Genomic DNA, 26,634 nt, shown 5'->3' with positions numbered 1-26,634 from the left:
TATATAGGTTTCGGAGGTCTTGACAGGTAGCTCTGACTTTTCATCTTAGGTCAATGAGTCTCGTTCAGCTGTTTGTATAGTAGTTAAGTAGCGTTTGGGGCCTACTGATTAGGCTAGAATCGCGTGGCGCTTTTCGTTCGAGCGCTAGGTCGGGCGAGGGCAAGAGTTACACTCGAAGTATGGCGTATTTGTTAACTTGTAGGCAGTGTTTTCGAAGTGAAGAGAGTATAGTTAGTTAGAGGTGTATTGGAAGCCCGCAGCCATGCTGGCCTATGGTGCTGCGATTTAGATTTCCCACCCCTTTATTTTCGACCAGTTTGCTGGGATTGTGAGTGAGTAAGTGGCGTTAGTGTTTATAGTTTTAGGGGGGGGCACAGCTTTTGGTCAGCTCTTGCGCTCACGTTCTTCCGTTGAAATGGGTCGATTTAAGAAATTCATTTCTTTGGCCGGGGTCTACTCTTCCAGATTATGATGTCGGTTATTCACACTACCACAAGAACTTTACTTCTCCCTGAGCGTACAGATCAGAGGAGGATCAAAACCCATTGATCTCTATTGGGGCAGGGTTGAGATGCGAATTTGGGAGTATAATTCCCAAGCTAGGCTGATTGCCATTCAGGCGTAATCTTCTAGGGCGAACCTATTTGCATTGAACTATGGAGAGGAATCGTGGTGTTGAAGCATTTTTTGTTCATGGCTGCAGTCCATTTCAAAGCGGGAAGCTGCCGAGGAACACTGGCTGCAGCAGCGGATTATTCATATGTAAATTGAGACCTTTAATCAGAGTTGCTTAGGCGATTGTGGTTATTTACCTACGGAAAAATTGTGATAATAAAGTTCGAATAGCTATGGCGGCTCTCCGGGTGGTTTTGCATAATGTGATCTACTTTCTGGGCGCCTCCTACATTCCTGCGGATCAGCTCAGAAAGTTGCAATATCTCCCTTTCCTATCCTGCGTCTGCGCGCCTGAGCGACACTGCTGAGAGGAGTTTTTTATTATGACGTTAAGCAGCTGGAAAAATGCTGGATTGGAGCTCTGAGTCATGGTTGACCTAAGCGGTATAACATCCGGTGACCTATCTGCGGAACAAATTCGGAGAGCGTTGGCGGAAGGCACTCTTTCTCGTAGAAAAGCGGCTCATATATTAGCAGCCAATGTTCGGCATTCTCTCGCGAGGCTATCGGACACAGAGCGTTCAGCTTGTGTTGCATATCACTCATTGTCACCGATTGCGGAGACGTTGCTGCAACCGTTTGGCTGGAGGGGCGATTTACGGATTATTGAGATTGATACGCCCGATATTTTGCCGTTGTCTGGGCGGTATGATTTAGTGGTCATCGCGGGCTATCACGAGACGATTGCCGGCAATATAGGCGAGGCAAATCCTCTTGAGCACCTATTGCGCCGGGCCTACTCGATTTTGGCGCCCGATGGCTGTGTGGTTGTTGCAGGACACAATGCTCTGGCCTTGCGGCATTTTAATGGTCAGTGCGATGCCTATGGACGCGAAGGAGTCGCCTTAGTCGAAGGAGCTTTTCCCAATGGTTCGCCCAAGCTTTGGTCAACAGCGGCGATAAGCCAGGCGTTAGCCAATTCTGGATTTCAAACTATAGAACCTTGTGCATTGATGGGTTCTGTGAAACAGCCACGACTACTTGTGTCGCCGCGAGGGTGTGGTCTACAGGGTGAATACTGGAACCTCGAAACGTTGGTGCGCCGCGCTCTGGTAGGTAACGACCCTGATCGCTTGGCGCGGTTTTCTGAAAGTCGCGTGCTGGGCGAAATAGTGCGGGGCGGCGCTCTGGTGGACTGGAGCGATGGTTATTTGTTTTTGGGCCGGAAGTCGGCGGATTCTCTGTTTTCGCTTGGGCGCTGGCTGGCAAGCTCCTTTTCACAGGCCGATTCCGGCTATGGAGTTGACGAAACTCGGTTTGTGGTAGAGCCAGGGAATGATTTCGAAAACCATCATATCCGAGTTGAATCCTATAGCCAGAACAATATCGAGCCTGATTCAGTAGCGCCATATATTAACGGCACGGTTCACCTAGACCGGTTGGATGACCTGCTGCAGACTCCTGGCTGGACCTTTGAACAGGTAATGCAGTGGAGTGCCGTGTGGCTTCGGTGTCTATTGGCCTCATTGGGAGCTGGTAGTGAATTAAAGTGCAAGGGTGCATATGCAGCGGCTTACGATGGGGATTATGATCTGTGGGTTCCGGACAGGCTATTTTTGGCAACACCGGCCCGCTGGATTCGGCGCCCGGACAGCACTTTCGAATGCCTTCGGCAAACAACTGGCTCTGAAGCAACAGCACCTTTGGCGACGGTGCTCTACGTCGGATTACTGAGAGCCTTTGCAGCGCTGCGTTCGGTAGCGGAGCCTGCGGACACGAGCTGGTTAGACCCGGTGGCGCTGGCAGCCACGCTTGTTAGTCGGCTTGGGTATGTACTGGGTGAGGCGGACCACAAAGCGCTGGCGGCTCATTGGCGGCATGTGACCCGTACCGCTTTCCCTTCTCCCGAACACTTTATTGTGCGGGAGAAGCCTCGTTCGCTTACGGACGAGGCCAAACTATACTGGGCGACGGAGTCGGAAGGTTTCTCGGAGACTAAAGCTAGTACCGCTCCGCTGGCATTGCATGGCAGCCCCCAGGTACTGCGCTTACCTATCGGTGCCCCGGAACAGGCGATCACCAAATTGCGCTTCGATGTAGCGAATCGCCCAGGTTGCTTTGAAATTGAAAACATGGCGGTTTTGCAAGCTAACGGTGACATTCTTTGGCGCTGGGATCATAAGCGTGCGGCGCTGTCGGGCGAAAAAGGAGCGACACTGGTGGTGGATCATGTCGCCGGTCGCACATGTGTACTCAGTCGAGGCAATGACCCTCAGTTTGTATTAGATATGCCGGAGCCTGCGTTGTCCGCTGGCGGCGTGCTTGAAGTCCGATTGTTGGCGTGGCCGCAGCGGTTGTAAATTACTAAGGATTAAAATGTTAGCGGTTATCGGATTTCACCGTAGCTTAACCTCAGTCGTAGCCCAATGGCTACACAAATCTGGCTTGTGCATGGGGGGGTATCTGATGCCCCCTTCGCCGTCGAATCCAGAGGGGCATTACGAGGATATGCCCTTAGTCGCCTTGCACGATGACCTACTAAAGACGCTGGGAACTGACTGGCAGTTTTCCGGCGAGGTGGATATAGCCGCGAACATTGGGTTGGACGTAATAAAGCGCTACAAGGTGCTACGGGATCAATTACATGGCGAGTTCTGGGGGATGAAAGACCCGCGCCAGTGCTTATTGTTGCCTCAGTGGCAACAGGTGATGGGTGAACGAGGGCGGTACCTAGTGGTGTTGCGCCACTGGAGCGCGAGCATTCAATCACTGCTGAAGCGCTCCACGCGGGATATGGCTTTGGGCGTCGGCAATACTACTCTTGATGGTCGTTTTTGGCAGGAGCCCGGTCATGCGGCCCGGATCTGGATGGCCTATAACCAAAAAGTGTTGGATTTTTTGGAAGCGTGCCCTTCGGCGCAGCGCCTAGTGGTCACACAACAGTCGCTGATGCAAGGCTTGGCCTTACCTGGGCTGGTTAATGAGCAATTTGGTATTCCATTGGCTACGGACATGCCTAGCCCCATTAACCCCTCGTTGGTACACGATGAGGTGGCAGAATCCGTTCGCACGCACTTGAGCCAGGCTGACCAGGACCGGATGAGTGTCCTGTGGGAACGTTTGTTAGCCTTTGCGGATCACCGAGCGGAGCAGGAATCGCCCCGCTGGGTGCCGGACAACTATAAATTGCAGGACCGCTGGTTAGCCCACAGTTTATTGTCTGCCTCGCCATTTGAGGGAGTGCCTTCAGCGCCAGCGGCGAAGCCGCGAAGTGCTTCGCTGAATGCTGAGGAAACGGATGAACGCTCACATAAAACGCTGTCCACTCGTGCGCAAAAAGCCTATCGGCTACTTCAGTTGACTGAAGCAGAGCACTTTACCCGAGAAGCGATAGCCATGCGACCCGATGATAGTCCTGGCTATGTTCGCTTAGCCTGTATTTTACTGGTGGCAGGCCAGGCCGAGGTAGCTGAAGCATCACTCGCCAAAACGATTGAACGGCTGGGTGAGGTGCCTATTTTAATACATTACCGGGCCACAATACTGGATTTACTTGGACGTACCGATGAGGCTATTACATTATTGGGTTCTGCTTCGGCTTTATCGGACATTCTGGAGCGGCACCGGATTGCCTATCTACTTAAAAGTGGGCAGGAAGAGGGCCGGGCGGCGTTCAAGGTGTGGGCCCGTCATCAGGTAAACGAACTGTCCGCCTGGCAAGCGGTCAGTCGGGCTTTGGCGGGTACGGAACACCAGGCCATGCGAGAAGACTTAGCCCTACGGGTGACTCAAATCTGGAATCGCTATGCATGACTCAGGCGGCCGCCTGGCCATTGTGTTGCACATTTTTTACCTGGATATTGCCGAACGTTTACTGGGACAGCTACGTTGGTTGGCTTCCGACGACCGATTTGAGCTTTGGGTGACGGTCTCCGCGGAAAAACGTACAGATGTACAGACCCTATTAGCTCGACATGGCCTAGTTGCCCACGTGCGGGATTGCCCGAACATTGGCATGGATATAGTGCCCTTTCTGCAAGTTCTACCGGAATTGGCGGAAAGAGGCTTTACCACAGTTATTAAATTGCATACCAAGCGAGGTTCAGGTAAAGCAAGTGCTATTTGGGGTAGGGCACTAAGTGATACTGTAACTGACTTGAGGTGGTCTGATTATGCTTATGCTCAGCTTAACCTGAACCGAAGCCTTGATATGGTCGGTGTTGGACCCTATTTTTGCTCTGGCAGGCGCCTGATGCTAGAGAATGAAACCGCATTTGATTTTTTGTTGACGGAATTTCCGCATCTGAAACCATTGCCCAATGATTGGGGCTTTTTTATCGGGACTATGTTCGCAGCGCGTATAGAACGGTTGCTCCCCTTGGCTCGCTGGGCGACAAATAATCGTGCGTTATTTAATGCTAGTTACCATTCAGATGGGCAGCTGGTTCATGCTGTTGAGGGTATTCTTGCGCTGTTTTGTCGGCGCTCCCTGCCTTCTATCGGCTTAATACATAATGCAGGTGTTTACGCAATAGAAACGGTGTCAGTTACTCAAGGGGTAAATCAAGCCTTGAGCCGACAGTTATCTCGTGAGTTGTCTAACTATAAAGAAAACTCTCGATTGCTTATGGAGAGTCAATTATTAGAGGAGAAAAACTACCCGTTTCAAGGTGTGGTGAAGGGTAAGGTTGATTTGTATCGACACTACTTACTTGTTGGTCAGTTTGATAAGCGGGTAGCCGCGTCTGAGGCGTGGTCGCTAAAAACCCACAACCGAAAACACTTAACCTGGGAGCGTGCTGTTACAAAGAGCCGGGAACCTGGTTCAGTTTCTGTGATTGTTCCGGTCTTTAACCAACCTGATCTTACAGCTGCTTGTATAAGGTCCCTTTACCAAGAGCTTAGTGATCGTTCTTTTACAGTTACCGTTGTAGACAATGGTAGCGACGACAAAACCCAGAGCACTTTAAAGTCTTTGGCTCGCGAGTACCCGCTTTTAAAAATTGTAAAAAACAAGAAAAACCTAAACTTTGCTTTGGGTTGCAATATTGGCTTTTGTGAAAGCAGCGGTGAGTATGCTGTTTTTCTTAACAATGACACGAAAGTAACCCCCGGTTGGCTTTCTGCATTGCTGGGCCCGGTAGAAGCTGGTGAGGCTTTCGCTTCGCAGCCACTTTTGCTGTACCCAGATGGTACAGTCCAATGTATGGGGGTTGTATTTTCCACTGGAAGCTCGCTAGGGTATCCCATTTACGCTGGATTAAAACCTGAAGAGTGTCACGCCTATAAACCGCGTCAATTTCAGGCAGTAACGGCAGCCTGTGTTTGCGTTAAAGCTACTGATTTTGCAGAGTTAGAGGGGTTTGATCCGCTTTATATTAATGGGCAGGAAGATATAGACCTTTGTTTACGTCTTGGGAATAAAACGGGATTAAAGGCGGCTTATGTTCCGGATAGTCGGGTTATTCATTATGAGTCTAAAAGCAAAGGGCGTGGCCGATATATAGAGCAGAACCGCCGAGTATTTGTACATAAGTGGGGCGGTAAGGTAAAAGCGGATGATCAGCAATATTACCTAGAAGATGGATTTAGCGTGCTGGACTGGCAGCCCGATAACCCCGAGCGAGAACAGTCGCTAAGAGTTTATCGTCCCATGCTGGACTCGTTGAAGCCTAAGCATAGTGGTAATCTCCCTAAGTATTTACAGCGGGGCAACGAAGCATTGGGGGAGGATGCTCGGACGGCAGCCGCGTGTTATATCAACGCCGTAAAGCTTTCCCAGGGACAGTTAGCTGGGTTTTCTCTTATCTTCGAACGGCTGCGCGAAACATGGTTAGAAAAACGTTCGTCGCGCACTTTTACGGTTGGTGTTTGCAGTTGGGAGCTCTCGCATAATCCGGCAGGAAGAGCTTTAACATTAGCCGAAAGTTATCCGAATAATGCCGAGGTTGAGATTCTTGGCTGCATTTTACCTTCCTTTGGTAGCGAGGTTTGGCCTCCGGTAAACGATAGCCGCATAAGCTGTCATAGTTTTACAGTGATCAATGAAGCTGAGTTTGTGCTTCAGGCTTTGTCGTTCGTGGCGCGGCACCCCGTTGATCTTTTACACTTATCTAAGCCTCGCATCCACAATATTATCATCGGTTGGTTATACCAACTGATGTGGGGGGCAAAAGTTATTGTGGATGTGGATGACGAAGAGCTGGCTATTGTTAAAGCGGATGCTCCCATTAAGCCTACAGATTATATTGCCGAGCATGGTCAGCTGCCACCCTTAAAAAACTTGCACAAGCGCGTTTGGACTCAATTAGCGGCAGCTATGGTGGATGATTTTGATGGTATTACGGTGGCGAATGGTGCTCTACAGACCAAGTATGGCGGCGCAATCGTTCCCCATGTTAGACCTGCCAGTCGCTACCAGCCATCAGCCAAGCTAAAAGAGGAGGCCAGGCAGCGTTTTGGAATTCCGGAAAATGCTTTAGTGGCCATTTTTGTGGGAACCCCGCGACGTCATAAAGGTATTTTTGAGGCGGCAAAAGCTTTGTCGGCATTAAAGCAGGAAAACGTTTATTATTTAATTGTGGGCGGGGAAGTTGAGCAGTCTTTGTATAAAGAGCTAAAGCAATTGCCTTCGCTTAATTGCGTGTTTGCCGGAAACCAAGCCTATGATTCCGTAGCCAGTGTGGTAGCAGCGGGCGATATCACTATTTTGTTACAAGATGCAGACTCCGCAATTGCTCAGTATCAGACGCCGGCAAAGTTAACCGATGCCCTGGCTATGGGAGTAACGGTTTTTGCCCAGCCAACCCCAGGAATGCAAGAGTGGGTGGATAACGGCGCGGTTATTCCAGTAACCAGGCAAACGCTTTTGGTTGAGCTTAAAAAGTTTATGGCTGGACACTACGCAGAGCAGGGTGCAAAAGGCCGCTTGATTTTCGAGCGGCAGCTGACGACGGATTCTGTTGCACCGGTTATTCAAGATTGCTTGAATTTGGATATGAAATTAACTGCTTCCAAACGTAAGTGGCATGGCCAGATAGAGCAAATATTTGATAAAAAGGGTCTGCCGTTGGGGTTTGGGGAGTGATTGGTAGTTTTCTAATGGTTAGTCGTCGTTGCGGCGAGCCGCACTCTTTGTCTGGTTTTCAGCTATGTAGTGGCATAGCTATATACTCTTTATCTGGATTCCAGCGATATCGTGGCTAAGCCGCACTTTTTAGCTGGATTCCCGCCTCCGCGGGAATGACGTTCCTGCGTGGGAATGACGTCTTGCAGTAAACTGCGCTTTTTGTCTGGATTCCCGCATTCGCGGGAATGACGACGTAAGTGTGGAGGGCGGGAATGACGGGTAGACTGGTATGTTTTGCCATACAGGAATGCTTATTTTTTTGTCATTCTCGCGCAGGAACGTTATTCAAGCCAAAGAGAGCCATTCCGCTAATCAACGGCATTTCCGCGAGGGAGCGTCATTCCCGACCTCACGTCATTCCGTGCCCCGACACGGAATCCAGTTAAAAAACACGACTTGTCGCAGCATAGGTGGAACCCAGCTAGAGAGAGCGACTCGGAGCTACATCGGTTGAATCGGGAAAATCACCGTCGCATTCCTGGCCTATTACACTGGTATTACCCGGCTAAATCCTAGAAAATAGCGCCTATTTGAACGGTTTTGAGGGAAGCGGTATGTGGCAACTGGGGCGCTTAGTGGGGCTGTTTTTAGCCGGTGGATTATTGGCGGCTTGCGAGGGCGGGCCGATTGAGGAGGACGAGGTCTCGTCCAGCGCGGTGACGGAAAGCTCTAGCTCGGTGCCGGTGGTGTCCAGCTCTAGCGTGGCATCTAGTCTTTCGTCATCCGCGGTCAGCAGTGTGGCGCTTACCCAGGTTAATGGTTTGGCGGCGGTGGGCGCGGCGGTTCGCAATGCGGTAGTGTTAGCCAAGTGTGCCGATGGTGGCGAATTTACCACTCAGGTGACGACTGATGCCCAGGGCGCGTTTAGCGGTTTTGTTGCCACCGGCGGTTTGCCCTGCGCACTGAAGGTGTCGGGCGGCAACCCCAATGTCACCCTGCACAGCTATACCGAGGTGGGTGGTCGCGTCAATATCACCCCCTTTACCGATATGATTATCGCCAATGCGGGTAACCAGCTGCCCAGCGATTGGTTTGCCTCAAACGACTGGCAAAACGTGAACGTTTACCTGCAAACCTCTACCGATGAAATTTACACCCAGCTGCAAAGCGCCGGGTATGATTTACCCGCCGGGCAGTTTTCGCCGTTCGATCAGGCTTTTACCATTGGCGATGCGTGGGACAAGGTGCTGGACCAGCTGCAGTGGTCTATAGAGCAAGGCGTGAATGTGACCGATTACCCCACTCTGATTGAATTGATCAGCATGGGTAATATCACCGCTATTCCTGACGCGGTACCCTTGTCGTCCAGTTCTAGCAGTGTGCAATCCAGCTCGTCTGAATCGTCATCCAGCAGTTCATCTGTTTCCAGTTCAAGCAGTTCGGTGGTAAGTTCCAGCTCCGATTCCAGCGATTCTTCATCCAGCCAGAGCAGCTCGGTCTCTAGCAGCTCAAGTGAGGTGTCATCGTCCGATTCCAGCGTTTCCAGTAGTAGCTCTAGTGAATCGTCGGTTAGCTCTAGTGAGTCCTCCGCCAGTGTTAGTAGCTCGTCGGATAGCAGTGCCAGCGAATCGTCTTCGTCCGAATCCAGCTCGGTGGTGAGTAGTTCTAGCGAGAGCAGCGCGGCAAGTAGTGAGAATTCCTCTAGCGCTTCGTCAGTGCCTGCCAGTAGTTCCAGTGAGGCGTCTTCCAGTGATAGTAGTGAGGCAGAGTCTAGTTCCAGCCAAGCGGAATCTAGTTCCAGTGACATGTCGTCTAGCCAGGCAAGCTCGGTAGAATCCAGCTCTAGCGAAGCGGCTTCGTCCGAGTCCAGCGCCGTCAGTAGCCAGGCGTCATCGCAATCGAGCGCTGCCAGCAGCGAGCAGGCAAGTTCATCGTCGGTAGAATCTTCCAGTAGTTCGTCGGCCGAGGCCAGCAGTGAGGCCTCCAGCGAGGCGAGCAGCAGTGTTAGCAGTTCATCCGAGCCGGTGCAAAGTAGTAGTTCAGTGGAGTCATCTCAGCCGAGCAGTGCTGAATCCAGTTTAGGTTGATGCAGCAAGCTGCTCTTTTTTGCTGGGTTCCATCGATGTGGCGGCAAGCCGCGCTCTTTGTCTGGTTTCCCGGTCGTGGCCGGGAATGACGTCTTGCGGAAAGCCGCCCTCTTTAGCTGGATTCCCGCATTCGTGGGAATGACGGTGGGAGGTAAGAGGGGCGGGAATCCGCCTGATCAACGCGGCCAAGTTTGCTCCGAAGCTCCGTCATTCCCATGCTGATCAACGCGACTAGTTCTGCTCTGAAGTCCCGTCATTCCCACGGAGGTGGGAATCCAGCTAAAGAGTGTGTGGCTATGCCACTACATTGATGGAATCTAGCGCAAGAGTTGCACTTTTAGTGCACCCTCCACAATCCCAACCACCAACCCTAAACAGCGCGTGCAAATATGGTATTCTGTACGACAATTCACGTGCCATACCAAGTGGGGCGTGATAGCTGTCAGTCCGCGTTGCTGTTGTAACTGCAGTGCGTAGGGAATAGAAATATTGGCGTCTTCGGTGACGTGCGTTAAAACGGATATTGAGTGGCAAAACCGGCGAAACAACAGAGTACGCGTACCGACGATAAATCCTGGGCAGGATTTACTCGTTATATTCTCCCCTTTTTAGACCTACCGGCCGATCAGTTTGATCGTACCCGGGGGCTGAAGCGTTTGGGGGTGTTTAACCTCGCCCGCCACTACCACTTTGTGCGCAATTACACCGCCGCTTTGGCTGTGTTAGAGCCCGCTGTTAAAGCCCAGGCAGTGCCCGATGTCCCCTTTAGTCAGGCGCTGTTATATGCCGATTGTTTGAGCCGTTTGGCGCGGCCCGACGAAGCGGTGGCGTTTTTACGGCGCTACCGCAGTCATAAAAAGTTTAACGCGTCATTGGCTATGGCCTTCAGTAACGCCTTGTTGGCACTGGGCGATGCCGAGGCCGATGCGCTTTTTGCGATTAACGAGGTGCTAACCCGCGCTGAGTTGACGCCCCTGCAAAAACAAAACCCTGAAGCCGCACTGGCGTTAAGCAACCTGGCCGCCCCCGGTGCGCGCAAGGTTGAAGGCGGGACCAAGGTCAGCGTTATTATGCCCGCCTACAATGCGGCCTCCACCATTGCGCTGGCTATTAACAGCTTGCAAGCGCAAACCTGGAGCAACCTGGAAATACTGGTGGTGGACGATTGCAGTGACGATGAAACCGTTGCCATTGTGCGCGATCTAGCGCGCGCGGATTGGCGGGTGCGCCTGCTGGAGCAGCCCAGTAACCAGGGAGCCTATGCCGCGCGCAATGCGGGCCTGGCCCAGGCCGTGGGCGACTTTATTACCGTGCACGACGCCGATGACTGGTCCCACCCGCAAAAAACCGAGCGCCAGCTGCGGGCGATGCAAGAGCGCCCTGAGCTAATCGCCACCATTAGCGATTGGGCCCGGGTGCGCGAGGATATGACCTTTACCGGCACTTTCCGTGCGCACGGGTCCTTGGTCTCCGAGAATACGTCCTCGCTGCTGTTTCGCCGCCGTGCTATTGACGATATTGGCGGCTGGCACTTGGCGCGCACCAGTGCCGACAGCGAATACGTGATGCGTTTGCGCGCCTATTACGGTAAAGAGGCGGTAGCGCGTATTGGTAAGGGCGTACCTGTAGCTTTTGCCCTAGACCAAGAAACCTCGCTGACCCGCACCAGTGCCACCCACGCGAAAACCCTGTTTTATGGCCCCCGGCGCGAATACCGTGAATCCGCCAGTGCCTGGCACGCCAGCGCTGAGCCGAATGATTTAAAAGTGCCCCTGGGCGAGAACCGACAGCCGTTCCCGATTCCCCAAGTCATGCGCGTAAATCGTCCCGAGGCGCCAGCGCATTACGACATCGTATTTATTTGCGATTTTAATCTGGGCGGCGGCGCCTATGTGTCCAGCATGCATTATGTGAATGCCGCTATACGCGCGGGCAAAAAAGTGGCGCTGTTTCACTATCGCCGCTTTGACTTAGACGTAAAGGCCCGCCTGCGCCCCGAATTGCGCGACCAGGCTCGCGCCGGCCGGTTCGATTTGCTTACCGTGGGGGATAATGTCACCGCCGAGTTAGTGTTGGCCACTTACCCGGTGGTATTACAGCACCCACTGGATGCTGTGCCCAGCATTCAAAGCTCGCGCTTTGCGATACTCGTGAACCAGATGGCGGCCCGTTTAACCACGGGCGAAGACCCGCAATACGACCCGCGTACGATTATCGCCAATGTGGAAACCTTGTTTGGCGTTATCCCCCAGTGGCTGCCCATTTCCGGTTATGTGCATAAATTAATTTGGGAGGACGTTCGCTACCCTTTACCCAGCGATAATATTTGGAACCCTCTGTTAGATGTAAGCGACTGGTGCAATCAGCGGGTGCATTGGCGTGGTGCCGAGCGCGAACAGCCGGTGCTGGGGCGCCATTCGCGCGACCACTACACCAAATGGCCGCAAACGGCCGAGGCGCTGGCCGCGGCCTATGGGGTGGGCAAGCCCTGTCAGGTGCGTTTGCTGGGCGGCGCCGACCACGCCGTGGGTGTATTGGGTGGGCTGCCCGACAATTGGCGGGTGATGCCGTTCACAGATGACGTACGTGATTTCATTGCTCAGCTGGATTTTTTTATTCACTACCCCCACGAAGAATACATAGAAGAGTTTGGCCGCGCTGTATTAGAAGCTATGGGCTTGGGTGTGGTGCCCATTTTGCCGCCTGTTTTTAAAGCCACATTTGGCGATGCCGCCATCTACGCTCCGGCCGACCAGGTTTGGGCGCAAGTGGAGTGGTTGTGGCACAATCGGCAAGCTTACACCGCTGCCAGCGATAAAGCCCTGGCGTTTGTAAAGCAATACGCGGATTACTCGGTACTGCCGGGCCGCTTAGAGACGTTAATGAAGGATGTACCCTATGGCGTCAGCGCCTAAACCGACCGTTACTCTCAATCCCCAAGCGCTGGGCGAGTATCAAGCTTACGCCTTTCATCGGGGCTGGTTGTTAAGCCGCGAATCGGCGCCCCCATGTTTGCCGGATAACTGGCAACAACAAACCCTGGGCATTAACCGGCTGTGGTTGTCACCTGCAATTAACGCCGAGCAGTGCGCTAATGTGTGGGTACTGGGTTGGGTGTTTGATGTCCGTGATCCCAAGCTTAGTAATCGTCAGGTGGCAGAAAACCTGGCTGAAGCCTGGGGGGATTCCGCCACGGCATTCATGGCTCAGCTGGCCCATTGCAACGGCAGTTTTACGGTGCTGGCCGAACGTGAGGGTGCTGTGAGCATTTATTGCGATGCCACTGCCATGGCGCCGGTGTTTTACCATAGCGGATTACAGGTGGCGGGCAGCCATTCGGCCCTGGTGGCCGCAAGCGCTGCAGGCAGTGATACCATAGCGACCTTGCCTCTGTACGCCAAGTTTGGCTCGCCCGGCCGGCTAACCCCGTACCGGGATGTTTACTCCCTTAACCCTGGTTTAACCCTGCACCTCAGCCGCGGGCTAGAGCGGGTGCGCTTTTTACAGGCGCCGCCTGATATTCCCTACGAAGCAGTGTTGGAGGAGTTTTCGCAGTTGCTGCAAAACTCTATGCAGGCTTTTGCTCTGCGCAAAAAGTTGGTGCTTAGCTTAACCGCTGGCAGTGATTCGCGCACCGCCCTGGCAGCGGCACGGGGTTTAAAAGGGATTGAGTATTTCACCTATTACCGCTCTGACAGCGTCGACACCGACAAAGTAGACAAGGTGATTGCCGAGCGCATCGCCCGCGAACACAAGTTGGAGCACAGCTTGTTAATGCTTCGCGAGCAAGCCAGCCCCGAAGCCTATAAAAAGCTGTGTAAACTGAATTCGCACTACTCGCATATACCAGTGGCTTCGTACCATTATTTTTTACGCTGGGGCGAGCAGGACGTGTTCCATGTGCGCTCGAACCTGTCGGAAATTGGCCGCGCCTTTTACAGTTACCGTATGCCCGGCCCCGACCCGCGTCCAGCCAATGCCGAAACCGCACTGGGCTGTTATTTAAGCGATAAAATGCGCAACAGCAAACAGTTTGGCCCCAAGGTAGAGCAGGCCTACCAGAGTGCTTTTGATGATTACGCGGTTAGTTCACAGCTGCCAGATATTCACCCAAATTACGATTACCGGGATATTTTTTATTGGGAGCACCGCATGGGCGTCTGGCATTCGCAAGTGGTGGCCGAATCTAGCCCGGCGTTTGAGTCGCTATCGGTGTACAACTGTGATCGAATTTTACAGTTAATGCTAATGCCCGATTTTAAACAGCGCCAGACCAAGCAGTTAATGCTGCACAGTATCAGTAAAAACTGGCCCAAGTTGTTGGATGTGCCGGTTAACCCGAAAGAGGTATAAAAACGTTGCGGTAAAGCCGCGCTTTTTTGCTGGATTCCATCTGCGTGGTGGCATAGCTACACTCTCTAGCTGGATTCCCACCTCCGTGGGAATGACGTGCCTCCGTGGGAATGACGTGCCTCCGTGGGAATGACGTGCCTCCGTGGGAATGACGTCCGAGGGCGGGAATGAAGTGCCGAAGTGTGAATGATGTTCTTTTTTGGGGGAGCTGGGGGAATGTAAATATATATAGATGTGCCTTAATATGCCGTGGTTCCCGCGAAGGTACGTCATTCCCGACCTCACGTCATTCCGTGCCCCGACACGGAATCCAGTTAAAAAACGCGACTTGTCGCAGCATAGGTGGAACCCAGGCAGAAAGTGTGGCTTAGCCACGGCATTGATGGAATCGCAGACAAAAGTGCGACCTTGTCGCCACAACGTAAAGAGCAATGATTGTAGACAACAAATTCAACCATGACCCCAAGGCCCGCGAGCAGGCCGGCCAGGCGTTTGAACTAAACGAAGCGCTGGAGCAGCTGGAAAAAAGTCAGGTGCAACTGTCAAAACGCGAGCGCGAATTGGAGCATATGCAGCGGCTGGTGGATGAGCAGCGGGCCGAGTTGCGCAAGCTGCGGGTAACCATTCGTCCGTTGCGTTGGTTTGTGCAAAGTCGTGAGTGGGACGGCGTGAGTGAGCGAAGCGCGCTGGCGAAACTGTGGCGGCGCAGTAAAAAACGTATCCCCCAGCGGGCGATTAATCTTATTAAGCGCTCCAGCTTGTTTGACGGCGATTGGTATTTACAGAGCTATCCCCAGCTGCAAGACGATTCACTGGCCAAAGTAAATCCGGCTATGCACTATTTAAAAGTGGGCGGGTTTGAGCGCTTAAACCCTGGCCCCCATTTTGATAGTTATTGGTACCTGTGTCAGTACGCCGATGTGCGCGACAGTGGAGTCAATCCGCTGCTGCACTATTTGCTGCACGGTGAAGATGAAGGACGCAAAATCCGCGCTGCTGGGCAGAGCGCCGATACCACTCATTTAGGACTTTAATGCAACCTCTATTTTTTGTTCATATTCCCAAAACCGCGGGCACTAGCTTCCGCCGCGCCGCCGAAAAGCGCTTTGGGGCTAAGCGGGTGTGGTCCGATTACGGCAAACACAAAATAGAAACCTCTAAGAAAGTGGTGCAATATACCCATCACGAGCGGGATTATTATTCGCTGTACCAAGCTATGGAGCGCGATGGTGCCCGTATGCTAGGTGGCCACGTCCCTGCGCTGCGTTATGTGGCGGGGCTGGGGGTGACGCACACCGTCTCGTTTTTCCGCGACCCCATTCAGCGTATTGCCTCGGCCTATTCGCACTATGTGCGCCATAAAGCTTTTGAGGGTGACTTTCGGGAGTTTTACACCGCCAAGGGCCGTATTAATTTACAGAGTCGGTTGTTTGAAAATGTGCCGATAGAGGCCGTGGGGGTGATTGGTTTAACTGAAGCCTATGAACAATCACTGGATATTATTAACGACCGCTACGATTTAAAGCTCAAACCGTTACGCGATAATGTCGGGCGTAGCAATATTGCTAAGCCCTACCATATTATCCCCGAAGAGTTGGCCGAGCTGGAGCAGCTGAATCGTAAAGATATTGCCTTGTATCAACAGGTAAAGACCTTGTTTGAACAGCGCCGGGCGTTGCTCGCCGCCGGGCGGCCTTATGCGCACGGGCGCATTGTGGCCTTGCGTGCTAACCGTGTGGTGGGCTGGGCCTGGTGGGCGGGAGATAATCGCCAGCCGGTGCCGATTCAGGTTAAGCTGAATGGCCGGGTGGTAGCCGAGGATACCGCACGGATTTTACGCCCCCATATGTGTCGCCTAAAAGTGCCGCGCGATGGCTATGTAGAATTTAAAATACCCATTGAGGCCAAGGCGGGCGACACTGTTGAGTGCGTAGTGGCGGACACTGGCCAGAGCCTTTCGTCACGGCCGATGACGGTGCCAGCCGGGAATTAAACATCGCATCAATCACAATAAAGGATAGTGCGGGTGTCATTCGGTTACTCCTTTAAACGTCTGTATCGCAAAGCCCTGGGGGTAGAGCCACGCCGGTTGCTGCATAGCGGTTGGTTTGATTGCGAATACTACGCCAGTCAGTTGATGGCTGAGCGCCGTCGTTTAAGCCCACGTGCTCTTGCTCATCACTACTTGCGAGAGGGCGGCTTTCAGGGGTTGGACCCTTGCGCAGATTTCGATTCCGATTGGTACCTGGCAACTTACGCCGACGTAGCTGCCAGTGGCACCAACCCGCTGTTGCATTTTGTGGCGCATGGCGCCGCTGAGGGGCGTTTACCCCGTCATGGGGCAGTGCCCACGAAACCCTTAGCAATTAGCCCTACCCAGCATCGGGTGCAACAGTTGTGGGGCGGCTTCGCCCATTTGGCGCTGGCTGAGCTGGCGCAAGCCCCCAAAGACTTTCGCGCCTGTTATGCTCGTGCCGGCTGGCTTTACGCGCGAGGGGACTACGCCGCCGCGCTGCAGTTGCTAGAGCCGTTTACGATTATTGGCGAGGCTCATGCGGTGAGCCTGGCCAAGTGTTTTATACGCTTAAGGCGCTGGGATGAGCTGCAAAGTCTGGTTGAAGAAAAAAATCTGCGTGCTCAGGTGAAGCGTAGTCGCGCCTTGTTGGGCGTTAGTGCGGCACGTAATAGTCAGCGCCTGGAGCACTTAAACCAATTGATGGCTTCCCACGGTTTAAGCGGCTGGTCTCTGGCTGATGCGAGCGAACCCCTGCGCTTGACCAACCTGGCTGCCGGCCCTTGCCAGGGGGTGACGAACGGTCCGTTGGTAAGCGTTATTATGCCTGTGTATAACAATGCGGCCACCTTGCCAGCCGCCGCGCGCAGCGTGTTAGAGCAAACTTGGCAAAACCTGGAACTGATTATTGTCGATGACGGTAGTACTGATGCCTCTGCAGCTAAAGCGCGCGAGATAGTTCAGCAAGACAGCCGGGTGCGCTTTCTTACACAGGCTAATAGTGGTGCCTATGCGGCGCGCAACCGTGCTATGGAACAAGCGCACGGCGAGTGGGTCACGGTGCATGATGGTGACGATATTTCGCACCCGCAAAAGCTGGAGCGGCAGCTGGAGCCAGTGTTAACCGAACCGGGTCGGGTCGCCAGTATTAGCAGTTGGGTGCGAGTGGATGAGTCAGTTTGTCCCATAGGTCCCTGGGGGCTTGGCGAGGCCATGACCGAAGCCAATTTGTCATCGCTGCTCATTAAGCGCAAAGCGTTGGCAACCACGGGCATGTGGGATGAGGTAAATGCGGCAGCGGATACTGAGTTTTTATGGCGACTGGAACATCACTATGGTCACCGCGCCATTATTCACGTGCACTTGGCGGTGCCTTTGGCGCTGGCTTTAACCAGCGCTGATTCGCTGACTCAGGCCAAAGCCACACATGCCCAGACGGTTTTGTTTGGGGCTCGTCGCCTTTATCGCGAGGCGGCGCGCTGGTGGCATCGCCACAGTCAATTTAAACCTGTGTTAAATCAGCCGCGCCCCTTTCCCTGTCCCTTGGGGTTACTGCGCGATTATCATAGCCCCGATGTGGTTGTGGCGGCGGATTTTTCTCAGTTTGACGCGCCGTTTGCAATGCAACTAGAAGCGCTAACGCAAAGCTACCGCGGGAAGACTTTGTGTTTTTTTCACTGGCCCGATTTTCATCAGTGGTCATCGGCCCCCATTGCCGATGGGGTGTTTCGTCTGTGTCAGCAGCACGGTATTCACTGGGCTCATAGTCGTTTAACGTTGAATGCCCAGATATTGGTCCTGATGGATGAATCCCTGTGGGAGTATCCTCTGACCGAGAGTGTGCATTTGCCCGCATTAGTTCAGGTCATTACTGCCGACGGTCGAGACTGTCAAGCGGCCGAAAGCATTCGCAATTATTTCCAGTGCGGTGGAGTGGAGTATGCGGGGGCGGCTCGTGCCGAGTGATAACGTGTTGCACAAGCTGTGGCAAACATTAAGGGGGTACTGGCGACCGCTGCCCAAATGTTTTGATGCGGTCTGGTATCGGCGTCGCTACCCCGATGTGGCCGCCGCTGGAATGGATCCGGCTAGTCATTATAGGCGTTTTGGCTGTATTGAGCGGCGCGACCCCTGCGCCACTTTTAGTGCATCGGCCAGCGCGCTTAAATATGATTTATCGGTGGCGGATGCTGCCAAACACTTGGAAACCGAGCTCTCGGCCTCAGAGTTTGGCCGCCCGGTAATCTTTAATGGCAAGCGCAAAAGCCCTGAGACTTGGCCTGTGCTAATGGTGTGTGGACATCAAGGCGCCGCACAGTTATACGGCGCCGAGCGCAGTTTGCTTGATGTGTTGCGGGTACTATCGGGGCAGCCGGTGAATATTCTGTTGCTCTTGCCGGAAATCCATAGCCGTACGTATCTTGAGCAGCTCCAGCTTTGGTGCGATTGCTTGCTAGTGACTCCCTATCCGTGGTGGCGCGCTGACTGTCCGCCAAATAAAGAAATCGTCGAGAGTTTTACAACCATAATGTCGGAGCACCGAGTGGCTGGTGTGTATGTCAATACGCTGACTTTGGATGAGCCATTGCGGGCAGCGCGGGCGTTAAACTTACCGACGGCCGTGCATATTCGCGAACTACCGGAGGCCGATAGTGCCCTGCGAGGCGCTATGCACGCGAGTGCCATTGACATTGTTCAGCATGTGCAACAGCTAGCGGATACGCTAATTGTAAACTCTTTTTACGCGGCCCAAACCTTAGGGTTGGAGGACGCCGTTGTGGTACCCAACACCGCCGACTTTCCTCGTTTGCGCTCGATGCCCGCTCCCGATTTTAGTCGTCGCCCGTTGGCAGTGGGGTTAATCAGCAGCAACTTGGCAAAAAAGGGGGTTGCCGATTTCTTTGCCTTGGCGCACTTAGCGAAACAATCAGAATTGCCGCTAGAGTTTTATTTAGTGGGGCCCGACTCACCAGACTTAGAGCGTGTCATGGCTGAGCAGGGGTGCCCGGATAACCTGCATCGGCGTGGTTATATCGATTCTGTGATTGAGCTATACAGGCCATTGGATATAGTGTTGAACCTGTCTCATTTCGAGGAGTCGTTTGGCCGTACCATACTGGAGGCCATGGCTGCCGGACGCGCGGTAATGGCGTACAGCCACGGCGCGCTGCCAGAGTTAATTGGTAATGACACTTGTGGTTCGCTGGTACCTTTGGGTGATGTTCAGGCGTTATTCGCGCAGTTGGCTCACTGGCTGGAAGACGTTACCGTGTTAACCCAAACCGCGCGCGCAGGGTGTGAACGGGCGTGGACTGAGTATGGGGACTTGGGGCCAGCGCTGGAGGTGGCGTTAAAGCGCCTGATGTAATGTACTGCGACTATGGATGGTTTTCAGGAGCAGTAAACGGGCTTTTTGTCTGGGTTCCACCTATGCTGCGACAAGTCGCATTTTTTAACTGGATTCCGTGTCGGGGCACGGAATGACGTGGGGGCGGGAATGACGTTCCTTCGCGTCGATGACAGAAAAGTTTGGCGCGCAATTGCTTTTGCGGAAGTGATATAAAAGTGTGTAGCGCGGTCATTCCCCATCAGTGCAAGCCCGTCTTCACGTCATTCCCGCGCAGGCGAGAATCAATCAAGACGCCACTTTCCATTCTGGGTTATATCCTTCCCTGCTGTTTTAGTTTGCGCAAATAGCCTAACTGTAAAATCGCTAACCACAAGCGCAGGGTATGCGCGGGGCTTTTGTGTTGCGGGCGGTAGCGAATAACGTACCCCAGACGCTGGAAAAAATGGCCCCGGCAGGCGCGGGCGTAGGCGATAAGAAACTCTTGTGGGGAGTTGTTCAGGTGGGCAGCGTAATGGTCGGCAAACGCCCAAGCCTGCTCTAGTATTTGCAGGGTAAGGTGGCGGCGAAGCGCGCGGGGGCGGCGGGTACTGCCCTGGGTATGTCGGCTGCCCAGCTGATTGCTTGTGTGTTGGCGGTACAAAAGCGTTGGTTCGGAAATAATACTGACGTCTCCCAGACCCGAGGCGACCAATGCCATCCACCAGTCGTGAATCATGATGCGCGGTTCGTCGGTAACCAACCGGTCGATAAGGCTTCGATTAATACAGGCTGAAGCGCCTTGTACCGTGTTATGGAAGGCCAATCGATCCACTCGGCGGGCACGCTCTGGGTCCAGTCGGTCGGTGGCCCAAAAGGATGTACGCCGGTTGGTGTCTGGGTGCCAAACCAGAGCGTCTGAAAAAATCAGATGCGGGGTGTTTTGCCTATGCATTTGGCGGCAGAATAACTCGGCTTTGTTGGTCAGCCAAACGTCATCTTGATCGGCCAAAAAGACATAGTCGGCACGACTTTGTTGCAGGGCATAAAAAGTATTGGCGACAATGCCTTGCCCGGGCCCCCGGAGGATTGTGACCGCGACAGAGGCCTTGCTTTGCCACTGGTGGGCAAGGTTTAGGGTGCTATCGGTAGAGCCGTCGTCGCTGATGATAATGCGCTCAGGCGGGGGCGACTGTTGTGCAATGCTGTCGAGTTGTTGCTGCAAATAGGGGGCGCCATTGTAGGTACAGACAACGACCTCGTACGTAGCTGGCATGGAGTGAAACTATACCCGGCCGATAAGCAGGCCCAGGTTGAGGGCAAGGTTGCTGGCGGTGGTTTGGCGGTAAACCCCGGATTTTTTCAAATGCATTAGTGAGGTAATGCGGTTATTGCGCGCGTGACAAAAATGCTCAAGGGTCTGGCGATTGCGCTGGGTTAACAAATGTTTGTTTTCTGTCAGCGCCTGGGTGTTCGCCGCATTCCACTTGCGGTAGTGGCCCAGCATCATCTTTTTAAAACGGCGCATTTTGTCAAAGCTGCTGAAGTTCGCCCCGATGTTGTTGGAGACATGTTGGCGGTAGCGAACTGGGGTGGCCTTATCGTAAATCACTTCGCCACCAGCCCCAGTAACCAGCATGTAACTCCACCAGTCGTGACAGATGACTTTGGGAATGCCTGCTTCGCACAAAAGCTCGCGGGCGGCGCGGTTGAAAACCATGGTGTTGCCCGCACCTATATTTTGCACCAGAGCATTGGCGAAAGTGGGCGGGCGCTGAAACTGAGTCGAGGGCCCGATGACCGTATTGTCGGCGGTAATCAGCATGGTGCGCGAAAAATAGATGGCTGGCTTGTGTGCCGGAATCTCTTTTAAAGCTCTAACCGCGCGCTCAACTTTATTGGCTTCCCAGATGTCGTCCTGATCACAGTAGCTGTAGTAGTCAGCCTCGATGGAGGGGTGGTTGACTAGGCTTAGAAAGTTAGTGGCGAAGCCCTGTGCTGGCCCTCGCAAACAATGGACGGGGTTATCCAGATTCTGTTGATATCGCTGTAAAATCTGAGGGGTTTGATCGCTGCTGTCGTCATCTGATGCCCAAAGTGACCAATTTTGGTGTTTTTGTGCAGCGATAGAGTCAATTTGGTCGGATAGGTAGGCTTCGCCATTGTAGGTGCCCAGAAGTATGGCAACAGAGTCACCAGCCGTTTTGGGTTCAGGGTGACTGGTACAGCCTACAGGTACAGTCCAGCTGTCCCGCCGCGGATAGGGCTTGTGATAGGGAGCTCCCGAAGTGTCTGGGGTGTAGGCCCGTCTTGCGTCCATCAATCGCCTGCTTGCTGATACCGAATAACATTCCTTCGCGTTAGTATAGGCTAAGAGTGCTTTTAACTAAAGCTGCAGAGGAACTTTCCGTCTTGTGTGGTTGTCTGAGCCGGCTAGCCGGTGCCCCCGGCCATTCAATGGATTGTTCAATGCTCTATTTTCCGCCACAATACCGCCCCCTTGCACCCTCTTTTAGTGATTAAGTGCCAATTTCATGACTCAATCTTCCGCTCTGCAAAAGAATATTCAAAAGCGACGTACTTTCGCCATTATTTCTCACCCGGATGCGGGTAAGACCACCATTACCGAAAAACTGCTGTTATTCGGCAACGCCATTCAGGTGGGGGGCTCGGTTAAAGGCAAAAAAGGCCCACACGCCAAATCCGACTGGATGACCATGGAGCAGGAGCGGGGCATTTCGGTGACCTCGTCGGTAATGCAATTCCCCTATAAAGAGCGCATCGTCAACCTGCTGGATACCCCGGGGCACGAAGACTTCTCGGAAGATACCTACCGCACCTTGACGGCGGTCGACTCGGTGTTGATGGTGATTGATGGCGCCAAGGGTGTGGAAGATCGAACCATTAAGTTGATGGATGTGTGCCGCCTGCGCGATACGCCCATTTTGTCTTTCATTAACAAAATGGACCGCGATACCCGTGACCCCATTGAGGTGATGGACGAGATTGAAGAGGTGCTGAAAATCTCGGCGGCCCCGATCAATTGGCCTTTGGGGAACGGCTCGCATTTTAAGGGTGTTTATAACCTGTATACCGATACCATTCATGTGTATCGCCAAGGGCAGGGCGCGGTGATTCCCGAAGATGAGCAGATTAAAGGGCTGGATAGCCCCGATGCAGCGGCGTTGTTGGGGGACGAGCTGGACGATATTCTGGAAGAGATTGAGCTGGTTCGCGGCGCGACCCACGAGTTTGATTTAGAAGAGTATCTGGCCGGTCGCATGACGCCGGTTTTCTTTGGGACTGCCCTGGGCAATTTTGGCGTGCGCGAAATGCTGGATGGGTTTGTGGAATGGGCGCCGAGGCCCATCGGCCGCGAGACTAATGATCGCTTTGTGGAGTCGTCCGATGAGGCCTTTTCGGGTTTTGTGTTTAAGATTCAGGCCAATATGGACCCTAAGCACCGCGACCGTATTGCCTTTATGCGGGTGTGCTCGGGGGTGTATTCCAAGGGCATGAAAATGAGGCATGTGCGCCTGGGTAAAGACGTTAAAGTTTCTGATGCAGTAACCTTTATGGCCGGTGATCGGGAATCCGTTGAAGAGGCGGTAGCGGGCGATATTATCGGCCTGCATAACCACGGCACCATTCAAATTGGCGATACCTTTACCGATGGCGAGGCGCTCAAGTTTACCGGTATTCCGCACTTCGCCCCCGAGCTGTTCCGCCGTATTCGCTTAAAAGACCCGCTTAAAACCAAGGCGTTGCAAAAAGGCTTGCAGCAATTATCGGAAGAGGGGTCCACCCAGGTGTTCTTTCCGCTGAACAATAATGACATTGTGGTGGGCGCTGTGGGGGTGCTGCAGTTTGAGGTAGTGGCTTACCGTCTTAAGGATGAGTACAAGGTAGAAGCGGTTTACGAGCCCATCAACATCGCTACTGCCCGCTGGGTAGAGTGTGACGATGCCAAGAAATTTGAAGAGTTTAAGCGCAAGTGCGCCGAGAACCTGTGCATTGATGGCGGCGGCCATCTGACTTACCTGGCACCCACTCGGGTGAATCTGTCGCTTGCCGAAGAGCGTTATCCCGAGGTGCGCTTCCGCGCGACGCGCGAGCACTAACTATAGTGAATTGAATTACAGCATTATTAATAAAAAACGCCGGCAAATGCCGGCGTTTTTTATTGAGACTAAATTACTTTTAGTTGCTTAACGCAAAGGTAATCGGAATAGTGAACTCGTGGGTGCGGCCGCTAATGACATCGGGAATGTTAGCGAAAGGAGCGGCGTCTTCGACAGCCTCCATGGCTTCGTTATTGAGAACAGAGTGGTCAGTCTCTTCCAGCAGTTCGGCGTTCAGCAAGTTGCCACTGCGATCCACGGCGACGGCGATACGCACAAAACCTTCGTAGCCTCGTTGCAGGGCGCGGCGGGGGTATTCAATTTCCAGTTGAACCTTGCGTACCATTTGCGAGAAGTAGCGCTGGCTGGCCAGCAGCGACTCGGCGGTAAAAGTGGGTACGTAATCTTCGTCCGACTCGTCCACTTGCGGCTCGGGAGTCGGTGCGGGCGCAGCGCTTGATGAGCTGCGTACCGTGGGCTCGGGCGCGCTAACCGCTGCGGTTTGTCGGGGTTGCGGTTCTGGCTCTGGTTCGGGCTCAGCCTCTTGCTGTGGTATTTCCAATTTAGGGGGTTCTGGTGTCGCTACAGCGGCCACTTCGTTTTCAGCCTGGGTGGCGGCCGCCGTTGCCGCGGCTACTGTAGCCGCTTCTGGCTCGGGTTCAGGTTCCGGCTCAGGGGTCGGTTCTGGTTCGGGCGGTGCAATCCAGGCGGCGACTTGGTCAATACGCTCTGCTGAGGGGTTCAGGCTGGCGTAGCGGTCTTGCAGGCTGTCGCTAACATCGCCACCCACCAAAAGCTGTTCGCGAAAGGTGGACGACAGGGGAACCCGTCCCACCCAGGTGCTGACCAGCATGGAGAAGAATTGATCGTTGTCGATGCGCCCCAGCTCAATGGAGTCGACACTAACGGTAACGCCATTGCCTGGCGCCAGGCTGAAGATAATATGGTCGCCCTCACGCAGACGCGAGGTGAACATATTGGTAAAAGCCACCATGTTGTCGGCCTGCTGGGTTAGCGCGTCGGAGCGGTTGTTGATCGCCATACCCTCAATCCACAGGCGGCTAAAGCGTCGCGCGGCAATGCCTCTGTCGGCGGTAATCTTCATTTCCATGCGCATGGGAATGTCGGCGGCGAGTAGTACATCGGCACTTTCGGTCAGGCGTTCGCTGTATATCGCTCCAATAAATTGGTCATTGCCGAGTTCTTGGTGCACGGCCATGCCGTTAAGGAGGGGCGCGGCGTGGGCAAAGTGTGACAGGCTCAACAATAGCGTAGAAAACAACGCCAACGAATATCGAATTAAGCTAAGGGTTCGCATATAGTGGCTTCACTTAGTATTAGAGTTATTGGGCAATCTTCGCCGCCGCGGCAATTACCCGACCGCTTTGGCACTTTTTTGAAGGTAGCATTAACTCTACCGAAAAATAGTGCGACAGAAAAGCGTGATTGGTGATTATTTATCAGACAAATCCTGCTTGCCGGTGCATTTGCGCACCGCTGTAGTAGAGGCTATAAACAGTTGAATTGACCACAGGGTATTAGCGAAGCCGCAGTATATGCAGATAAAAAGAATCGAGTCTATCGAGCGTCAAAGCCTGGAGCAGTTGTTATTTGCCATTCCTTTTTTTAAAGCGGTTAAAAGCTCTAGCGAGGAGCAGTTCGAAACCTTGTTGCGCTATTCGCGAGTGATTGTTTATCGCCCGGGTGAGATGGTGCTGCGCCGTGGCGATGGCGACCAGGGGCTGTATTTTTTGCTTAAGGGGCGTCTGGCGGTGTATGCCGACGAGGCCCTAACCGGTGAGCCGGTTAATATCATTACCCCGGGCGAGGTGTTCGGAGATTTGGCCCGCCTTACTCACAGACCGCGATCGGCAACGGTGGTAGCCGACAGCAGCTATCGCGAGACCATGGTATTTGCCTCAGACTTTAGTATTTTCGGCGATCTGGCCTCGACTCGCCCCATCAATCTGCACACGAAGTTACTTTATTACCGCAATGCGGTGCACAATTTGCGCTGGAAGCTTGAAGTCTACCGCGCCCAGTTCCCGCGCAGCGAGCTGGCCAACAGCCATCGCCATATTAAATTGTATGTGGGTGAGAAGGATTCGCTGCGCGAACTTGAGGCGCTGCACGAGCAAGCGCGCGCTCTGGCCGATTTATTGTTGGCCTGGAATGACCGCTTTGGTTCACTGGAATCGCCCGCTGCAGTTCAGCAAAGTAGCCAGAAAACCTCTTAGCGCCTTTACCGCAGCCAATTGCGCACATTCACTTGCGGACTCACCAGTGCTCTTGCGATACTTCAGCCATATAATAGATGCAGACAGTGCCTTGCGGCCTATGGCTGTGCACGAGTGCTTTGAGTGGGAAAATAAATGATATTCGAGGAATTGCGGTTGCCCGCCGGCGCTGCATTGCAATTGCAGCTTAGTAATAGCAACGGCCAGCCCGAGCGCTACTCTTGCCGCTATGTGGGGGCTGTCGCTAACCGAAGTTTGTTGTTTACCGTCCCCCGCAGCGGCGGTAAATTGGTGCGCTTTCGCCCCGGACAGCGCTTGGCGGTGCGGTTGATTGTAGAAAATGGCTTTGGGCTGTTTGCCGCTACGGTCGAATCCGTGATCAGCGAGCCCTATGCTTTGCTGTGTGTCAGTTATCCTGACACGGTAAGCTTTAAAGGTATTCGTGGCGCCACCCGTGTCACCGTCAATCAAGCCACCGATGCGACCAACACCAGCGCATTAAGCGATACCCAGGCGAGTGGTCATATTGCCGATATCAGCATAACCGGCGCGCGCCTAGAGTTGAGCGAGCCGATTGCCGAAATAGGTGATGGCCTCAAGCTTGAGGCCCAAGTATCTATCGAGGGGCAGACCTGGCCACTCGCTATTGATTGCGTGGTGCGTTCGCGGGTTGAGCGCAGTACCCAAGAGCAAACCCAGGGCCTGCCCGCGGTATACGGCGTCGAATTTACCGAGCGCGATAAACAGGCGCTCCTTACCTTACAAGCTTATGTTTTCTCGCATATTGTCGCGCAGCAGTCGCCTCAGAGCTAA

At 53.5% G+C, this 26,634-nt stretch carries 16 protein-coding genes; 13 read left to right on the top strand and 3 right to left on the bottom strand.

Annotation, left to right across the window (positions count from 1 at the left end; all coding sequences use genetic code 11):
* Nucleotides 1-1,241: 1,241 nt before the first annotated feature.
* The 10 genes from M6D89_RS13315 to M6D89_RS17410 all read left to right on the top strand — a co-directional run bounded on the left by M6D89_RS13315 (nucleotide 1,242) and on the right by M6D89_RS17410 (nucleotide 19,505).
* Nucleotides 1,242-2,975, top strand: a complete 1,734-nt coding sequence (locus M6D89_RS13315; protein ID WP_253968573.1) for a hypothetical protein — start codon at nucleotides 1,242-1,244, stop codon at nucleotides 2,973-2,975.
* A gap of 106 nt (nucleotides 2,976-3,081) precedes the next feature.
* Entirely contained in the window at nucleotides 3,082-4,428 is a 1,347-nt protein-coding gene (locus M6D89_RS13310) for a tetratricopeptide repeat protein (RefSeq protein ID WP_253968572.1), read from the top strand.
* A complete protein-coding gene (locus M6D89_RS13305; RefSeq protein ID WP_253968571.1) occupies nucleotides 4,421-7,702 on the top strand; it encodes a glycosyltransferase in 3,282 nt (1,093 codons plus the stop codon). Before M6D89_RS13310 ends, M6D89_RS13305 begins: the two co-directional genes overlap by 8 nt.
* 596 nt (nucleotides 7,703-8,298) lie before the next feature.
* Complete coding sequence (locus tag M6D89_RS13300) at nucleotides 8,299-9,771, top strand: hypothetical protein (protein ID WP_253968570.1); 1,473 nt, start codon at nucleotides 8,299-8,301, stop codon at nucleotides 9,769-9,771.
* A 527-nt stretch (nucleotides 9,772-10,298) separates the two neighbouring features.
* Nucleotides 10,299-12,686, top strand: coding sequence for a glycosyltransferase (locus M6D89_RS13295; protein ID WP_253968569.1), 2,388 nt, complete (start codon nucleotides 10,299-10,301; stop codon nucleotides 12,684-12,686).
* Complete coding sequence (locus M6D89_RS13290; protein WP_253968568.1) at nucleotides 12,670-14,124, top strand: asparagine synthetase B family protein; 1,455 nt, start codon at nucleotides 12,670-12,672, stop codon at nucleotides 14,122-14,124. Before M6D89_RS13295 ends, M6D89_RS13290 begins: the two co-directional genes overlap by 17 nt.
* A gap of 431 nt (nucleotides 14,125-14,555) precedes the next feature.
* Complete coding sequence (locus M6D89_RS13285) at nucleotides 14,556-15,158, top strand: hypothetical protein (protein ID WP_253968567.1); 603 nt, start codon at nucleotides 14,556-14,558, stop codon at nucleotides 15,156-15,158.
* Nucleotides 15,158-16,117 carry a sulfotransferase family protein gene (locus tag M6D89_RS13280; protein ID WP_253968566.1) on the top strand — a complete coding sequence of 320 codons (960 nt, stop codon included), beginning with the start codon at nucleotides 15,158-15,160 and terminating at the stop codon, nucleotides 16,115-16,117. The genes M6D89_RS13285 and M6D89_RS13280 overlap by 1 nt, the downstream gene beginning before the upstream one ends.
* A 33-nt stretch (nucleotides 16,118-16,150) precedes the next feature.
* Nucleotides 16,151-18,103: a glycosyltransferase family 2 protein gene (locus M6D89_RS17415; RefSeq protein WP_253968565.1), complete on the top strand. Its 1,953-nt coding sequence runs from the start codon at nucleotides 16,151-16,153 to the stop codon at nucleotides 18,101-18,103.
* Nucleotides 18,093-19,505, top strand: coding sequence for a glycosyltransferase family 4 protein (locus M6D89_RS17410; RefSeq protein ID WP_253968564.1), 1,413 nt, complete (start codon nucleotides 18,093-18,095; stop codon nucleotides 19,503-19,505). The genes M6D89_RS17415 and M6D89_RS17410 overlap by 11 nt, the downstream gene beginning before the upstream one ends.
* 292 nt (nucleotides 19,506-19,797) lie before the next feature.
* On the opposite strand, the gene M6D89_RS13265 is transcribed toward M6D89_RS17410, so the two are convergent.
* On the bottom strand, nucleotides 19,798-20,739 hold the full coding sequence (locus tag M6D89_RS13265; RefSeq protein WP_253968563.1) for a glycosyltransferase family 2 protein: 942 nt from the start codon (nucleotides 20,737-20,739) through the stop codon (nucleotides 19,798-19,800).
* A gap of 9 nt (nucleotides 20,740-20,748) precedes the next feature.
* Entirely contained in the window at nucleotides 20,749-21,783 is a 1,035-nt protein-coding gene (locus M6D89_RS13260) for a glycosyltransferase family 2 protein (RefSeq protein WP_253968562.1), read from the bottom strand.
* A gap of 214 nt (nucleotides 21,784-21,997) precedes the next feature.
* On the opposite strand from M6D89_RS13260, the gene prfC reads away from it, so the two are divergent.
* On the top strand, nucleotides 21,998-23,584 hold the full coding sequence (gene prfC / locus M6D89_RS13255) for a peptide chain release factor 3 (RefSeq protein ID WP_253968561.1): 1,587 nt from the start codon (nucleotides 21,998-22,000) through the stop codon (nucleotides 23,582-23,584).
* 79 nt (nucleotides 23,585-23,663) lie between these two features.
* Here prfC and M6D89_RS13250 read toward each other — a convergent pair whose 3' ends face one another.
* Nucleotides 23,664-24,803 (bottom strand): TonB family protein, encoded by a 1,140-nt coding sequence (locus tag M6D89_RS13250; protein ID WP_254722370.1) that lies wholly within the window; start codon nucleotides 24,801-24,803, stop codon nucleotides 23,664-23,666.
* Between the two features lie 337 nt (nucleotides 24,804-25,140).
* On the opposite strand from M6D89_RS13250, the gene M6D89_RS13245 reads away from it, so the two are divergent.
* On the top strand, nucleotides 25,141-25,821 hold the full coding sequence (locus tag M6D89_RS13245; RefSeq protein ID WP_253968559.1) for a cyclic nucleotide-binding domain-containing protein: 681 nt from the start codon (nucleotides 25,141-25,143) through the stop codon (nucleotides 25,819-25,821).
* Between the two features lie 135 nt (nucleotides 25,822-25,956).
* On the top strand, nucleotides 25,957-26,634 hold the full coding sequence (locus tag M6D89_RS13240) for a flagellar brake protein (protein ID WP_253968558.1): 678 nt from the start codon (nucleotides 25,957-25,959) through the stop codon (nucleotides 26,632-26,634).

Origin of the sequence: Gilvimarinus xylanilyticus (genome assembly GCF_024195295.1) — a bacterium.
Classification (GTDB): Bacteria; Pseudomonadota; Gammaproteobacteria; order Pseudomonadales; family Cellvibrionaceae; genus Gilvimarinus; species Gilvimarinus xylanilyticus.
This window is presented reverse-complemented; position numbering and strand designations above follow the sequence as displayed.

What these genes read in the sequence shown, in the direction of transcription:
- M6D89_RS13310 (WP_253968572.1), top strand. Translation starts at nt 3,082, where the DNA reads ATGCCCCCTTCGCCGTCGAATCCAGAGGGGCATTACGAGGATATGCCC.
- M6D89_RS13305 (WP_253968571.1), top strand. Translation starts at nt 4,421, where the DNA reads ATGCATGACTCAGGCGGCCGCCTGGCCATTGTGTTGCACATTTTTTAC.
- M6D89_RS13300 (WP_253968570.1), top strand. Translation starts at nt 8,299, where the DNA reads ATGTGGCAACTGGGGCGCTTAGTGGGGCTGTTTTTAGCCGGTGGATTA.
- M6D89_RS13290 (WP_253968568.1), top strand. Translation starts at nt 12,670, where the DNA reads ATGGCGTCAGCGCCTAAACCGACCGTTACTCTCAATCCCCAAGCGCTG.
- M6D89_RS13285 (WP_253968567.1), top strand. Translation starts at nt 14,556, where the DNA reads ATGATTGTAGACAACAAATTCAACCATGACCCCAAGGCCCGCGAGCAG.
- M6D89_RS13280 (WP_253968566.1), top strand. Translation starts at nt 15,158, where the DNA reads ATGCAACCTCTATTTTTTGTTCATATTCCCAAAACCGCGGGCACTAGC.
- M6D89_RS13265 (WP_253968563.1), bottom strand. Translation starts at nt 20,739, where the DNA reads ATGCCAGCTACGTACGAGGTCGTTGTCTGTACCTACAATGGCGCCCCC.
- M6D89_RS13260 (WP_253968562.1), bottom strand. Translation starts at nt 21,783, where the DNA reads ATGGACGCAAGACGGGCCTACACCCCAGACACTTCGGGAGCTCCCTAT.
- prfC (WP_253968561.1), top strand. Translation starts at nt 21,998, where the DNA reads ATGACTCAATCTTCCGCTCTGCAAAAGAATATTCAAAAGCGACGTACT.
- M6D89_RS13250 (WP_254722370.1), bottom strand. Translation starts at nt 24,803, where the DNA reads ATGGCCGTGCACCAAGAACTCGGCAATGACCAATTTATTGGAGCGATA.
- M6D89_RS13245 (WP_253968559.1), top strand. Translation starts at nt 25,141, where the DNA reads ATGCAGATAAAAAGAATCGAGTCTATCGAGCGTCAAAGCCTGGAGCAG.
- M6D89_RS13240 (WP_253968558.1), top strand. Translation starts at nt 25,957, where the DNA reads ATGATATTCGAGGAATTGCGGTTGCCCGCCGGCGCTGCATTGCAATTG.